12 protein-coding genes are annotated in these 15,254 nt (G+C 35.8%); 9 read left to right on the forward strand and 3 right to left on the reverse strand.

Annotation, left to right across the window (positions count from 1 at the left end):
• Nucleotides 1-215: 215 nt before the first annotated feature.
• A complete protein-coding gene (locus A9G35_RS00005; protein ID WP_065635166.1) occupies nt 216-2,138 on the reverse strand; it encodes an ABC transporter ATP-binding protein in 1,923 nt (640 codons plus the stop codon).
• A 90-nt stretch (nt 2,139-2,228) separates the two neighbouring features.
• On the opposite strand from A9G35_RS00005, the gene A9G35_RS00010 reads away from it, so the two are divergent.
• On the forward strand, nt 2,229-3,386 hold the full coding sequence (locus A9G35_RS00010) for a sugar diacid recognition domain-containing protein (protein ID WP_065635191.1): 1,158 nt from the start codon (nt 2,229-2,231) through the stop codon (nt 3,384-3,386).
• Between the two features lie 90 nt (nt 3,387-3,476).
• Here A9G35_RS00010 and garD read toward each other — a convergent pair whose 3' ends face one another.
• Complete coding sequence (gene garD / locus A9G35_RS00015; RefSeq protein WP_065635167.1) at nt 3,477-5,027, reverse strand: galactarate dehydratase; 1,551 nt, start codon at nt 5,025-5,027, stop codon at nt 3,477-3,479.
• Nucleotides 5,028-5,476: 449 nt separating this feature from the next.
• Here garD and A9G35_RS00020 point away from each other — a divergent pair, with 449 nt between their 5' ends.
• The 6 genes from A9G35_RS00020 to A9G35_RS00040 all read left to right on the forward strand — a co-directional run bounded on the left by A9G35_RS00020 (nt 5,477) and on the right by A9G35_RS00040 (nt 11,606).
• Entirely contained in the window at nt 5,477-6,808 is a 1,332-nt protein-coding gene (locus tag A9G35_RS00020; protein WP_065635168.1) for an MFS transporter, read from the forward strand.
• A 118-nt stretch (nt 6,809-6,926) separates the two neighbouring features.
• Nucleotides 6,927-7,064, forward strand: a complete 138-nt coding sequence (locus A9G35_RS13315; RefSeq protein ID WP_176701359.1) for a hypothetical protein — start codon at nt 6,927-6,929, stop codon at nt 7,062-7,064.
• Nucleotides 7,065-7,324: 260 nt separating this feature from the next.
• A complete protein-coding gene (gene gudD, locus A9G35_RS00025; RefSeq protein ID WP_065635169.1) occupies nt 7,325-8,659 on the forward strand; it encodes a glucarate dehydratase in 1,335 nt (444 codons plus the stop codon).
• Nucleotides 8,660-8,707: 48 nt separating this feature from the next.
• Nucleotides 8,708-9,478: a 2-dehydro-3-deoxyglucarate aldolase gene (garL, locus tag A9G35_RS00030; protein WP_065635170.1), complete on the forward strand. Its 771-nt coding sequence runs from the start codon at nt 8,708-8,710 to the stop codon at nt 9,476-9,478.
• Nucleotides 9,479-9,495: 17 nt separating this feature from the next.
• Nucleotides 9,496-10,395 carry a 2-hydroxy-3-oxopropionate reductase gene (garR, locus tag A9G35_RS00035; RefSeq protein WP_081300061.1) on the forward strand — a complete coding sequence of 300 codons (900 nt, stop codon included), beginning with the start codon at nt 9,496-9,498 and terminating at the stop codon, nt 10,393-10,395.
• A gap of 62 nt (nt 10,396-10,457) precedes the next feature.
• Nucleotides 10,458-11,606 (forward strand): glycerate kinase, encoded by a 1,149-nt coding sequence (locus A9G35_RS00040; RefSeq protein ID WP_065635172.1) that lies wholly within the window; start codon nt 10,458-10,460, stop codon nt 11,604-11,606.
• Between the two features lie 56 nt (nt 11,607-11,662).
• Here the strand turns inward: A9G35_RS00040 and A9G35_RS00045 are convergent, their stop codons facing one another.
• A complete protein-coding gene (locus tag A9G35_RS00045; protein WP_065635173.1) occupies nt 11,663-13,666 on the reverse strand; it encodes an OPT family oligopeptide transporter in 2,004 nt (667 codons plus the stop codon).
• 225 nt (nt 13,667-13,891) lie between these two features.
• Between A9G35_RS00045 and mazG the strand changes: the two genes are divergently transcribed.
• Both mazG and A9G35_RS00055 read left to right on the forward strand, forming a co-directional pair.
• Complete coding sequence (gene mazG, locus A9G35_RS00050; RefSeq protein WP_218057146.1) at nt 13,892-14,695, forward strand: nucleoside triphosphate pyrophosphohydrolase; 804 nt, start codon at nt 13,892-13,894, stop codon at nt 14,693-14,695.
• Nucleotides 14,688-15,128, forward strand: a complete 441-nt coding sequence (locus A9G35_RS00055; protein WP_065635175.1) for a hypothetical protein — start codon at nt 14,688-14,690, stop codon at nt 15,126-15,128. Before mazG ends, A9G35_RS00055 begins: the two co-directional genes overlap by 8 nt.
• Nucleotides 15,129-15,254: the final 126 nt, after the last annotated feature.

A 15,254-nucleotide genomic window follows, 5' to 3' on the forward strand; every position in this document is an offset into this window, starting at 1 on the left:
ATATTGAGCAATGGCTTGAATTTTACAATCGAGAAAGAGCGCATTCAGGAAAATATTGTTATGGGAAGACACCATGGCAAACATGGAATGATGCAAAGGGGTTGGTTAAGGAAAAGCAATTGGAGAATTTATTTTGCTCATCGGACACGCATTTTGTTAAAATGAAAGCCGATGAGTAATATGTGTCTGTCAGATTAAGTTTGAGCTACCACAATTTAATCTAAGTTAAACGATTCCAATTGTTGTTGTAATTCTAACCATTGTAGTTCTGTTTCTTCTAATTGATTTTTAAGTTGGCTTTGCTCTAGTAACAAAGTTGTAAGTTCGTTTTTTTTGCTCGCATCATAGATTGCAGGATCAGACAGTTGTTCTTCAATTTGCTTTAATTGATGGGTTAATTTATCAAGCATCTGTTCTTCTTTTTGTAACTGTTTTTTTATTGGCTGCATTTTTGCACGTAATTCAGCTTGTTTACGTTTTTGCTCTTTACGATATTGAGCTGATATATTACTTGTATTTTCTTTTTTGGGTGAATTTATTTCGTCATTTGATTGGTTATCATCTTTTTGTGCTTCGGCTAACCATTTTTGATAATCATCAAGATCGCCGTCAAATGGTTCAACTTTATGATCATGGACTAAATAGAATTCATCGGTGGTCGAACGCAACAAATGGCGATCATGTGACACCACCACTAATGCACCATCAAAATCAATCAATGCCTCAGTTAGAGCTTGTCGCATATCTAAGTCTAAATGATTGGTTGGCTCGTCTAATAAAAGAAGATTTGGTTTTTGCCAGACAATTAAAGCTAAAACAAGTCGCGCCTTTTCACCACCCGAGAAAGTTTTAACTGGCTCGGTGACTTTGTCGCCTTGAAAATCAAATCCACCTAAATAATTACGTAGTTCTTGCTCTGTATTTTTCGGTTCGGCAAGTTGCGTTAAATGCCAAAGTGGTGACTCATCGGGGCGTAGATATTCTAATTGATGTTGAGCAAAATAGCCTAATTGAACACCTTTAGCGAGATTAATATGGCCTTCTTTAGGTGCAAGTTCTCCGGCCAGTAATTTAATCAGTGTTGATTTCCCAGCACCATTGCGTCCTAATAAGCCAATGCGTGAACCAGGGACTAAATTAAGCTTAATTTTTTCTAGTATAATTTTATCATCATAACCCGCTACAACTTTTTCCATCCTTAACAAAGGACTTGGTAAGAATTCAGATGGCTTAAAATTAAAATGAAATGGATTATCAACATGAGCAGGTGCAATCAGTTCCATTCTTTCTAGCATTTTTATACGGCTTTGTGCCTGTTTAGCTTTTGTTGCTTTGGCTCTAAAGCGATCGATATAATTTTGTAAGTGTGCAACTTTGAGTTGTTGGCTTTCATAAAGAGACTGTTGTTGAGCAAGTTTAGTTGAACGTTGGATCTCAAAGGAGGAATAATTGCCCGTATATTCAAATAAACTTTTTTGTTCAATATGAATAATTTTATTGACTAAAGGATCTAAAAAATCACGGTCGTGAGAAATTAAGATTAAAGTTCCTTGATAGTTGCTTAGCCATTTTTCAAGCCAGATGACAGCATCTAAATCAAGGTGATTGGTTGGTTCATCAAGCAATAATAAATCAGAACGACACATTAACGCTTGTGCCAAATTCAATCGCATTCGCCAACCACCAGAATAGGATTTAACGGGTGACATTAATTGCTCATTAGAAAACCCCAATCCATGTAATAATGTTGCAGCTCGTGCACGAATTGTCCATGCATCTATGGTATCAAGCTTTTCATGAATGACCGCAATTTGTTGACCATTATTTTGCTCATTGGCAATATTTAACTGCTTTTCTAATTGACGATATTCACGATCACCATCAATAGCATATTCAATCGCTGGGATATCTAATGCAGGTGTTTCTTGATTGACCCAAGCAAGTTGCCATTGCGATGGTATACTTAACGTGCCGGCATCAGCTTGAATTTCACCTTTAATTAGTGAAAACAGCGTCGATTTTCCGCAACCATTTTTACCTACTAACCCAACTTTTTGTTTTGGATTAATCGTAGCAGAAGCATTATCTAAAAGTAAATTAATACCGCGGCGAACTTGGATGGAGTCAAATACTATCATGATATTATTATCTATTATTCAAAATAAAATATGTTATGCTAACAAAAATTTAAGTTTATGCAAAATGAAAATAGGATAACCAATATGGTAATGAACTCTTATAGCCTAAACCCCAAAATTGCTCAACAAATTGTTGAAAGAACCATGAAGATTATTGATTGCAATATCAATGTAATGGACGCTCATGGTTGTATTATTGGCAGTGGTGATTTAGAGCGTATTGGGGAATTACATGAAGGTGCTATGTTAGCCATTTCTCAAAAACGTACAGTTTCAATTGATAGCATTATGGTAAAACGCTTACAAGGTGTTAAAGCAGGTATAAACTTACCATTAAAACTTAATGATAGGATTGTTGGTGTAATTGGATTAACTGGAGAACCTTCCGATATTTGGCAATTTGGAGAGCTTGTTCGCATGTCTGCAGAAATGATGATGGAACAAACTCATTTATTACAAGAGCTTTCTTATGATAATCGTTTAAAAGAAGAGCTTGTTCTAACGTTGATTGAAAAAGAAACCTTGCCAAGTAGTATGGCTCAATGGGTAAAACGATTAGATATCGATTTAAAATCACCATTAGTTGTTGGCATAATAGAGGTTGATAGTGGACAACTTGGTATTGATACAGCAATGAGCGAACTACAAAATTTGCAATCACAGATACAAATTTTAAGTAAGCATAATTTAGTGGCGATAAAATCAATCACTGAATTAGTTATGTTAATTCCTGCACTTAACCGATATAGGCGATGGGATTTATTGGAACATAAGAAAAAATTAGAACAACTTATTGTCACAATAAAAAATACGACTCAATTAGATATTCGAATTTCACTTGGTAATTACTTTGATCAACATCCTTACCCATTAATCAAATCTTATCAAACAGCAAAAACGACGATGCTAATTGGCAAACAAAAAATGCCTAATATTCGTAATTATTATTATCAAGAATTGATTTTACCTGTGTTATTACATGAATTAAGCTACGATTGGCAAGCAGAAGAATTATTATTGCCTTTAAAAAAGTTAAGGCAAGGCGATAATAATGGCGTTTTACAAAATACTTTACAAACATGGTTTAAAAACAATGTTCATAATGGTGATACAGCTAATGAATTGTTTATTCATCGTAATACGTTAGAGTATCGACTAAATAAAATCGCTAAGTTAACAGGTTTAAATCTTACCAAATTTGATGATCGGTTACTTTTGTATATTGGTTTACAACTTAACAAAAGTTAACCAAGCTTATTTGGTTTTTATACAGGTTTAATAGACACTAAATAAGCTTGATTTTTAAGTAACAGCAAGTATTAATTTGTGATAGATTATTTATGTAATTGGTGCGGGATTAAAAATTGCTAACGGGTTATATAATTTCCAATGATCTGACCATGGTTTCTTTCTTCCACTTGCTACATCTAAAATCAAATGAAATAGTCTCCAACCTATATCTTCAATTGTTGCTTTTCCTAAAGCAATATCGCCGGCACTAATATCAATTAAATCAAACCACTGTTCAGCCACAATATTACGGCTAGACATCTTTATAACAGGTACCATAGCTAGCCCATAAGGCGTCCCTCGTCCTGTGGTGAAAACCTGTAAAGTGATTCCTGATGCGACTTGTTGAGCACCACAAACAAAATCACTTGCTGGTGTTGCGGCAAAAATCAACCCCTTTTTAGTTGGGCGTTGACCAGGAGATAGAACCTCAACAATTGGGCTTGTTCCTGATTTAGCAATTGATCCCATTGCTTTTTCGACTATATTATTTAATCCTCCCTTTTTATTTCCTGGAGTTGTATTTGCACTACGATCGACTTTTCCTGCAGCAAGGTATTCATCATACCACTGCATCTCACGAATTAGTGCTTTACCAACCTCTTCATTATCGGCTCTAGGTGTAAGCAAATGAATACCGTCACGAACTTCAGTTACTTCTGAAAACATCACGGTTGCTCCACATCTAACCAACAAATCAGAAGCAAATCCTACAGAAGGATTTGATGTGACGCCAGAAAAAGCATCACTACCTCCACATTGCATACCTATTACTAATTCTGATACCGGAACAGTTTCCCTTTGGCGCTGATTTAATCGTTGTAAATGCTTTTCAGCTACAATTAAAATCTTATCTATCATGGTTTTAAAACCACGTTCATCTTGCAATGTAATTAGATCATCATTTTCTATTTTTATCGGAATGGAATCTTCAGTACCTTTTAGTAATTTTTCTGGTTGAAGTTTTTCACACCCTAAACTCACAACCATAATTTCACCACCAAAATTAGGATTTTTAGCTAAATTATGAATGGATCTTATTGGTACAATAGCTGCTGGAGCATCAATAGCGACGCCACACCCATAAAGGTGTGTTAATGGAACAACACCATCGACATTAGGATATTTAGGTAATAAATCACGTTCTATGATTTTTGATACATAATCCACAACACCAGAAACACAATTAACACTCATTGTAATACCAAGAATATTACGCGTACCAACGGAACCATCTTTATTACGATAACCTTCAAAAGTATAACCATCTAAAGGTGGAAGTGGTTTTACCTTTTTGGTTGCAATTTCCAGTTCGCGTAACTCAGGGGCTGTAGGCATTTGAGTAACCGATTCGTTAATCCAGCTACCTTTAGAAATGTCTGTTTTTGCAAAACCGATTACTTCACCATAACGGATAATTTCTTGCCCTTGTTTTATATCGTTTAAAGCAACTTTATGACCTTGTGGGACATATTCTATTAACATTAACCCATCTGAAAAAATAGTTCCTTTCTGTAATCCCCCATCATTTACAACAATAGCGACATTATCGTTCTCTTTAATTTTGATATAGAGTGGTTTATTACTATGGTGTTCCATTGTTCAACTCCCATAACATACTTTAACGTGTATCCATTAATCATAATCGGAATGCTCATTACATTACAGCGATGATTTTACTGATTTGTTTTTCATATATTAAATGTAAAAATCATAAATAACATTGTGAATATGCATAATAAATAAAAGAAATATCGATATTAATTTGTGCGTTTTTTCATAAAAATGTGTTGTATATCACAAAATTAACACAACAGGCTAAAAATATGTGAAGAAGATAACATTATGTTGTGCAAATCAACAAAAATAAATGTTATTTTAATGATTATTTTGTTTATTTTTATAATGAAATCCATCTCCTAACTACCCATAATAATTTATTAATAATAGATTACTGAGAAATATTTAATAACTATTTATTTTCTACTCAGCGACATCTGTAAAAGTTCAGGATTAATAAATTCAAAAGTCAGTGTAGGAGTTAAAAAATGGAAATAAACCAAAAGATACAAAAGAAAACGAACGTCAGATGGATGACGGTTATTTTTCTTTTTATTGTTACTGCCATTAATTATGGCGATCGAGCAACATTAGGTATCGCTGGAAAGTCAATGTCTGGTGAGCTAGGATTTGATGCAGCAGCAATGGGGTGGGTTATGTCTTCATTTGGTATAGCCTATGTAATAGGGCAATTACCAGGTGGTTGGCTATTAGATAGATTTGGTTCAAAACGCGTTTACTTTTTTAGTATTTTATTTTGGTCTATTTTTACCTTATTGCAAGGTACTGTGCATTTCTTCATTGGTGCTTGGGCACTGATTATGCTGTTCACTTTTCGTTTTTTGATGGGCCTTGCTGAAGCGCCTTCATTCCCAGGAAATAGCCGTATAACAGCGGCTTGGTTTCCAGCCAAAGAAAGAGCGACAGCAGTTGCAATTTTTAATTCTGCACAGTATTTTGCCACAGTTATTTTTGCGCCAATTATGGGGTGGTTAACTCATGAATATGGTTGGCAATCGGTTTTCTTCTTTATGGGTGGGTTAGGTATTGTTGTTAGCATTGCAACACTTATTATGATTCGAAATCCAAAAGATCACGCATGGGCAAATCAAGCCGAAGTTGACTACATTATTGAGGGTGGTGCGCTGGTTGACATGGATCAGAAGAAATCTGATGGCAAAAAGGAAGGACCAAAATTAGGTTATTTAACTCAACTTCTTACAAACAGAATGTTACTTGGTATTTATTTAGGTCAGTATTGTATTAACTGTTTAACGTTTTTCTTTATCACTTGGTTCCCTATTTATTTAGCTACACAACGAGGAATGAATATTAAAGAAGTTGGCTTTGCTGCAGCCATTCCTGCTATTTGTGGGTTTATTGGTGGAATCAGTGGTGGGATTTTTTCTGATTTTCTAATGCGGAAAACGGGCTCGCTTTCAATTGCGCGTAAAACGCCAATTATTTTAGGAATGCTATTTTCGATGACAATGATTTTATGTAATTACGTCGATTCGATTGCATTAGTTATTCTATTCATGTCAATGGCCTTCTTTGGTAAAGGTGTGGGGGCATTAGGTTGGGCTGTCATGGCAGATACTGCACCAAAAGAAATGAGCGGACTTGCTGGTGGATTATTCAATATGTTTGGTAATGCATCTAGTATTATTTCTCCAATTATTATTGGTTACATTGTTGCATGGACAGGTCGATTTGAATGGGCTTTAGTTTTTGTGGCTGGACATGCTTTGGTTGCAGCATTTAGTTACCTTATGCTTGTTGGACCAATCAAACGTATGGAATTAAAGAAAAAACCATAATATTGTCAACTAACATTAATTTAGTATCAAGGAGATTGTTTTATGCATACTCAACCAGTTTCGATCATTAAGTCTATGCTATATAAATGGTGATTAGCTACTTAATTATGCCATAAAGTTGAGTAAAGGGCTTAATTATATTCTTACTTATGCAGAAGAACTACGTAGTGTAGATAACAGCTATTTAAGACGAGAAATAATGTTAGAAGAATTTTGTCGAGCAACAAGCTTACCAACAGCACTATATACCTACTAGATAGCTGGCAAGAAGGTAAAGATTGTTTAACAAAAGCCCTTACAAATCACGAATGGAAAAATAAACTTGATCTAGGTTATTGAATTAGATATGCAACAGGTTAAAAAAGCAAACGAACTATATAAAAAATTGTCGAACAGGCTTGTAGCGATGATATTGAAAATACAGTATCTCATTGATAACTAGAAGTTTGACCGTAGGCATCCACGTATGGTTCGTTAAAACAGATTTATACAAATTAAAAAAATAAAGAGGTAACTATGATTTCATCAACACCAATTATTACTGAAATGCACGTCTATCCAGTAGCTGGCTATGATAGCATGTTATTAAATTTAAGTGGTGCGCATTCGCCTTATTTTACACGGAATATCGTTATTCTTAAAGATAATTCGGGTAATATCGGTTTAGGAGAAGTACCATGTGTTGGCGTTGTCACCCAAACGCTAGAAGACGCAAAATCGCTCGTTATTGGGCAATCAATTGCGCAATACAAAAATGTTATGAACCGAGTTCGCAATCAATTTGCTGATCGTGATGTAGGTGGGCGAGGCAACCAAACTTTTGACCAACGTTCCACTATTCACGTGGTGACCGCCATTGAATCCGCCATGTTAGACTTATTAGGCAAACATCTTGGCGTAACGGTAGCTTCATTACTTGGTGATGGACAGCAACGAGATGAAGTTGAGATGTTAGGGTATTTATTTTATATTGGAGACAGCCAAAAAACAGATCTCCCTTATCAAAATCAATCTGAAGATAAATTTGATTGGTATCGATTACGGCATGAAGAGGCATTAACGCCAGAAAAGATAGCTCGTTTAGCCGAGGCAACTTATGAAAAATATGGTTTTCGAGATTTCAAATTAAAAGGCGGTGTTTTATCGGCAGAAGATGAAGCCGAAGCAGTCATAGCGATTAAAAAGAAATTCCCTAATGCACGAGTAACCTTAGACCCAAACGGTGGTTGGTTATTGGATGAAGCAATACGGATAGGTAAATATTTGAAAGATACACTAACCTATGCCGAAGATCCTTGTGGAGCTGAACAAGGCTTTTCAGGACGCGAAATTATGGCCGAATTTAGACGTGCGACAGGATTACCAACGGCAACTAATATGATTGCAACAGATTGGCGTCAAATGGTACACACATTATCTTTACAATCGGTTGATATTCCACTTGCGGATCCACATTTTTGGACCATGAATGGATCTGTCCGTGTGGCTCAAATGTGTCATGAATTTGGTTTAACTTGGGGATCTCATTCAAATAATCATTTTGATATCTCACTTGCGATGTTTACTCATGTTGGTGCGGCAGCACCAGGCAATCCGACAGCACTTGATACACATTGGATTTGGCAAGAAGGAAACCAACGTTTAACAAAAGACCCTTTACAAATTGTTAATGGAAAAATCAAAGTTCCTGAAAAACCTGGTTTAGGGATCGAAATTGATATGGATCAGGTAATGAAAGCACATGAATTATTTAAAGGTATGAAACTGGGTAATCGTAATGATGCTATTGCTATGCAATATCTAATACCTGGTTGGCAATTTGATAATAAAAAACCTTGTTTAGTTAGATAAGTTAATTTTATTATCGAACACAGAGTGTAAAAAATACGAAGGTAAATTATGAAAAAAACAACATGCCACAATCAATTTAAACAAGATATGCTGGCAAAAAAACAATTGATTGGTTGTTGGGCTGCATTAGGCAGCCCTATTACGACAGAAATACTTGGACTAGCGGGTTTTGATTGGTTATTGCTTGATGGAGAGCACGCAGTTAATGATGTTATCTCATTTGTGCCGCAATTAATGGCATTAAAAGACAGTGTCAGTGCGCCTGTCGTTCGCCCTTCATGGAATGATCAGGTCCTTATTAAACGCTTACTTGATATCGGTTTTTATAACTTTTTGATACCTTATGTTGAGACAGCAGAACAAGCAAAACTTGCTGTTTCTTATACACGATATCCACCTGAGGGAGTGAGAGGTGTTTCTGTTGCTCATCGAAGTAATATTTATGGAACGATTCCTGATTATTTCCAAAAAATTAACAAAAATATTTGTGTGATGGTACAAGTAGAAACACAACAGGCGGTTAATAATGTAGAGTCCATTGTAGCTGTTGATGGTGTCGACGGTATTTTTATTGGTCCAAGTGACCTTTCTGCTTCCTTAGGATATTTTGGAAATCCAAAGCATCCTGATGTTCAAATGGCAATCAAAAAAGTTTTTAATGAAGCTAAAAAGCAAAGTAAAGCTTGTGGTATTTTAGCAACTATAGAGGCTGATGCTCGTCAGTATATTGATATGGGAGCAACTTTTGTTGCCGTCGGTAATGATCTTGGTCTGTTAAGAAATTCTACACAATCATTAGCAGATAAATTTTTTAAATAACAATTATTATTTTCATTATAAAAGAGGAGAGTAAAATGAAAATTGGTTTTATTGGTTTAGGTATTATGGGTAAACCGATGAGTAAAAACTTGCTAAAAGCAGGGTACTCACTTGTGGTTTGTGATAGAAATCCAGAAGCGGTTAAAGATGTTGTTGCAGCGGGTGCCGAAAGCGCTGAAAATGCAAAAGAAGTGGCTAAAAGTTGTGATGTTATCATTACTATGTTGCCAAATTCTCCTCATGTAAAAGAAGTTGTCTTGGGTGAAAATGGCGTTGTAGATGGTGCAAAACAAGGTGCAACGATCATAGATATGAGTTCAATAGCGCCATTGGCAAGTCGTGAGATTCATGATGAAGTCGTCAAAAAAGGTTTAACTATGTTAGATGCCCCAGTTAGTGGTGGGGAACCTAAAGCGATAGATGGCACATTATCTGTCATGGTTGGCGGGGATAAAGCTATTTTTGACAAACATTACGATTTAATGAAAGCGATGGCAGGCTCAGTTGTTTATACTGGTGATATTGGTGCTGGTAATGTCACCAAACTTGCAAATCAAGTAATTGTAGCGCTTAATATTGCGGCCATGTCAGAAGCTTTAGTTTTAGCAACAAAAGCGGGTGTAAATCCAGAGTTAGTGTATCAAGCTATTCGTGGTGGCCTTGCTGGTAGCACTGTTTTAGATGCCAAGGCACCAATGATATTAGATCGTAATTTTAAACCTGGTTTTAAAATTGATTTACATATTAAAGATCTACAAAACGCGTTAGACACATCTCATGGCGTGGGAACATCATTACCATTAACAGCAATTGTAATGGAAATGATGCAAGCGCTTAAAACAGATGGAATGGGTGGATGTGATCATAGTGCATTAGCTCGCTACTATGAAACATTAGCAAAAATAGAAATTAAATAATTAATGTTGATATTGAGTATGGAAACATACTCAATAATCTGGCTAATTCTGTAAGGATATATATGAAAATTATCATTGCTCCCGATTCTTTTAAGGAAAGTCTGAGTGCGATTGATGTAGCTAACATGATAAAAAATGGCTTTTCACAAGTTTACCCTGATGCAAACTACGCTTTACTGCCTGTCGCCGATGGTGGTGAAGGCACTGTTGATGCGATGGTCAATGTGTTAAATGGACACAAAGTTACGGTCTCAATTACTGATCCATTAGGAGAGCGAGGATTAGCATTTTATGGTATATCTGATGATGGGCAAACAGCAATAATAGAAATGGCTGCAGCCAGCGGACTTGAACGTGTTTCGCTTGGCAAAAGAGATGCAAAAATCACTACCTCATACGGTACAGGAGAACTTATCAAAGATGCACTAGATCGCGGTTGCAAAAGATTTATCATTGGTATTGGTGGTAGTGCAACAAACGATGGTGGCGCAGGAATGTTGCAGGCATTAGGGGTTAAGCTTCTTGATAAATTTGGAAATCAAATCGGTTATGGCGGAGTATCGCTTAGTGAGCTATATAAAATTGATATTACTGAAATTGATAGAAGAATTCATGAATGTGAGTTTGAAGTAGCCTGTGATGTAACCAATCCTTTAACAGGAGAAAATGGTGCATCTGTTATTTTTGGTCCACAAAAAGGAGCTTCTCCGCAAGATGTCAAATTACTCGATGCTAATTTAAAACACTTTGCTAAAGTTATTAAACAAACATTTAATATCGATATCGAATATACGCCTGGAACAGGTGCAGCTGGTGGAATGGGTGCAGCATTATTGGTTTTTATGAACGCAAAATTAAGGCCAGGTATTGAAATTATTACTGAGTTACTTAATTTAGATGAATTAGTGCAAGAAGCTGATTTAGTCATTACTGGTGAAGGACGGTTAGATCATCAAAGCATAAATGGTAAAGTGCCTGTAGGTATTGCCAATATTGCTAAAAAACACAATAAACCTGTTATTGCCATTGTTGGTAGCTTAGGTGATAAGTCTCAAGCCGTTTATCCATATGGCATATCGGCGATGTTTAGTATTTTAAGCAAAGTATCAACATTATCAGAAGCATTAGACTCTGATACGGCAAGAGCAAACCTCTATAATACGGCAATGAACATTGCCCTCACATTAAAAATTGGCAATAAGCTCAATTAAAAAAAGCCCTTTATGGTAACCATAAAGGGCTTAAATTTAACAGCATTTAAACTAAACTATTTTTTTACTGCCGACAAAGTGCGACGAATAAAAAATAGACAAACGCTAACAAAAACAAAAAGACCTAAAAACTCAGGCAACACACCTAAATCTGCCGAAATTGCAAGTGGTGCATCATTCCCGCCACTTGTAATACTAATAACAATTACAACTGCCAGTAACACACCAACTAAACTTTCGCCAACAATTAGCCCTGATGCAATTAATGCCGCTTTACGATCGACTTTCTTAAATTGTGCTTCAGGATCTAAATTTTGTGCATTTGCTTTTTTATAAGCATAACGTTTAATTATCCATGATAAAAAAGTACCAATAATGATTGGTGTTGTAATACTTGGAGGTAAATAAATACCTAAACCAATAGCAAGAGCTGGTATACGAAACTTAGATTTATTTTGAGCAAGAACTAAGTCAATAATGATAACAATTGTACCTAAAGCAAGCCCAATTAAAATCATTGTCCAATCAAGTTGATGCGAAAAAATACCTCTAGCAATTGTTGTCATCAGTGTTGCTTGTGGCGCAGCTAATACTTGTTTGGGATCCATATCAGGACGTGGAAGCGCACCAGTAAAGCCATAAGCGTTATATAAAATTTCTAAAATAGGGGCAATAACAATCGCACCAACCACGCAGCCAATTAATAACGCAACTTGTTGTTTCCATGGTGTTGCATGAACTAAATAACCTGTTTTTAGATCTTGCAAATTATCGTTTGAAATACAGGCTATTGATAGCACTGCGCTAGTAGTAAACAGCGCAAGAGCTGTAGCAAAATTAGAACCCTCGGCAGAAGCTAACATACCATTGAATTCACCCAAACCTAATAAAACCAATGAAATAACGATGGCAGCAACGATGGCTATGCCAGATATTGGGCTAGCTGATGATCCAACAAGGCCAGCCATATAACCACAAGCGGCAGCTACTAGAAAGCCCATAATAAACGCAAATAATGTAGCACAAAACACTAATGACCAAGCAACGCCAGCAGACAGCCCACTATCAGCAATGAAGCTATAAAAAGTCACTAATAAAATAACTAACATACCTGCCATAATTAAAAAAATGGCTTTAGGTGATAAATCGCGCTCGGTTGGTGCAATATCATTAGCTGACACATCTGAATGCATGCTTTTAAAAGAGAGCTTTAACCCCTCAATCATTGGTTTCATTAACGTAAGCAACGTCCAAATAGCCGCAATAGCAATCGTACCAGCCCCAATAAAACGGATATCTTTTGCCCAAAGTCCCATTGCGACTTTAGCTAAAGGTTCACTAGAATCATAATCAGTTACGAAACTTAAAATTGGAATACCAAATCCCCAACCAATAATTGTACCAATCAAAATAGCAATGCCAGACATAATGCCAACTAAATAGCCAGCACTAAGTAACGCTAAAGAAAACCCCATAGGTAATTGAAAAATAGATTTGCCGGCACTAAACCAATAAGCCGCACTATCAGATAACACGCGAAAGCCATTAGTAAATAAACTGACAACAGAGGCGATTGTGCCACCAAATAAAATATCCTTAAGTCCATCATTAGCTTCATTATTATCGGTTTTAGATCCTGCTTTTAAAATTTCAGCCGCAGCCACGCCTTCAGGATAAGGCAAATCACTTTTAACAACCATCACATGACGTAAAGGGATAGAAAATAAAACCCCAAGCATTCCGCCACCGGCACACACAGCAAACGTTAACCAAAATGGAAAGTTTTGCCAGTAACCAATCATTAACAAACCCGGAAGCACAAAAATAATTGAAGATAATGTACCTGCCGCTGATGCTTGAGTTTGCACCATGTTATTTTCTAAAATAGTTGAACCCGAAAATAGTTTCAATATTGCCATTGAAATTACTGCAGCAGGGATTGCGGATGAAAACGTTAATCCCACTTTTAAACCAAGATAAACATTTGATGCAGTAAAAATGACAGTAATAAAAGCACCAAGGATGGTACCTCTTAAAGTAAGTTCACGTAAATTATTCATATATCAATAAAGTTAATTTAATAGGGGTATATTATATACTTAATTAGTATTTATCGGCTAGAAGTTCCGTAAATAGCTACATTTCAGTCGCTTTTATCATCATTTTTGGTGAAATAATTAGCAATAACATCAAAATATATTGCTATTAACCTTTAAAAAAATAACCATTTTGTTATGAAACCTTTACAATGACACTGATCAATGACTTATTTGTGGAGGTATATTTTGAACGGATTACAGCGCTTACAAGCTATTATCAAACAACTTCGTGATCCTGTTAATGGTTGTGAATGGGATCGAGTTCAAACTTTTGCATCTTTAAAATCATATACATTAGAAGAAACGTACGAAGTACTTGATGCCATTGATAAACAAAATATGGATGAGCTAAAAAAAGAACTTGGTGATTTACTATTTCACATTGTCTTTTATGCTGATTTAGCCGAAGAACAAGGAAGCTTTGATTTAGATGAGGTCTGTTTAGCGGTTGCTGATAAGTTAGTTTATCGTCATCCTCATATTTTCACCAAAAATAAGGTTGAAAAACCTAACTGGGAACAACTTAAACAAAAAGAGCGCGATCAAAAAGCACAATACTCATTGCTTGATGATATTCCCCAAGCAATACCCGCCTTAATGCAAGCTGAAAAAATTCAAAAGCGTTGCGCCTCGGTTGGTTTTGATTGGCATGATATAAAATCTGTGCTTGATAAGGTAAAAGAAGAAATTGGTGAAGTTAAGCAAGAATTAGAACGAGCCAAACAAGATCCACAAAAAATTGAAGAAGAGTTAGGTGATTTATTGTTTGCTACCGTCAATTTAGCTAGGCATTTAAAAGTTAAATCAGAACTCTGTTTACAGCAAGCTAATAAAAAATTTACTCGGCGATTTCAGCAAGTAGAATCGATACTTAAACAAAAAAATTTGTCTTTAATTGATGCAACGCTTGAACAAATGGAAGACGCGTGGCAAAGTGTTAAACAATTAGAACAGATTAAACTCAATAGCGAAGTGAATAAAAATGACTGAACAAAAAAACGAACTGTATCAAGAAATCGAAGCATGGGCACAAAATGCCATTTTAAACAGCCCAACATGGAGCATTAACCAGCTCGATTATTCAGAAAAAAGCATCACTGTCGTTGAAATGATCATCAGTGAACTAGCTGAAAAAAACTTTAGCATTCCAGAAGAACAACTCAACATGATATCGCAAGAATATGGATGTTATTTATTACTTACCGCACATAAATTATACGGCGGCGAGTTTTATTGGAACGAAGAGTTTGAACAACCCATGCTAATTTGTTGCGAACCCGATGCCATGATAGTCCTTATGACATGGAACAAAGTCAAAGGGCGCCTAGTGGGGGATAAAGCCGATCATATTGCTTATTTTTTAGATGAATTTGGTAAAGCAACCTTCCAGCCAGAAAAGGGCAAGCATGTGGTTTATTTGTAATTGGTATGTAAGTGGTGGATAGTAGTATATGAAAATATTTTATGTGATAGCCTTGAATCTTTGAGCCATTTTCTATGCTCAGGATTTAAATTTTTCGAGAAAATTCGAGATACCATAATGTGTAGG

The sequence above is a fragment of the Gilliamella sp. Choc5-1 genome, from assembly GCF_001690595.1.
In the GTDB taxonomy this organism is placed as follows: domain Bacteria; phylum Pseudomonadota; class Gammaproteobacteria; order Enterobacterales; family Orbaceae; genus Gilliamella; species Gilliamella apicola_M.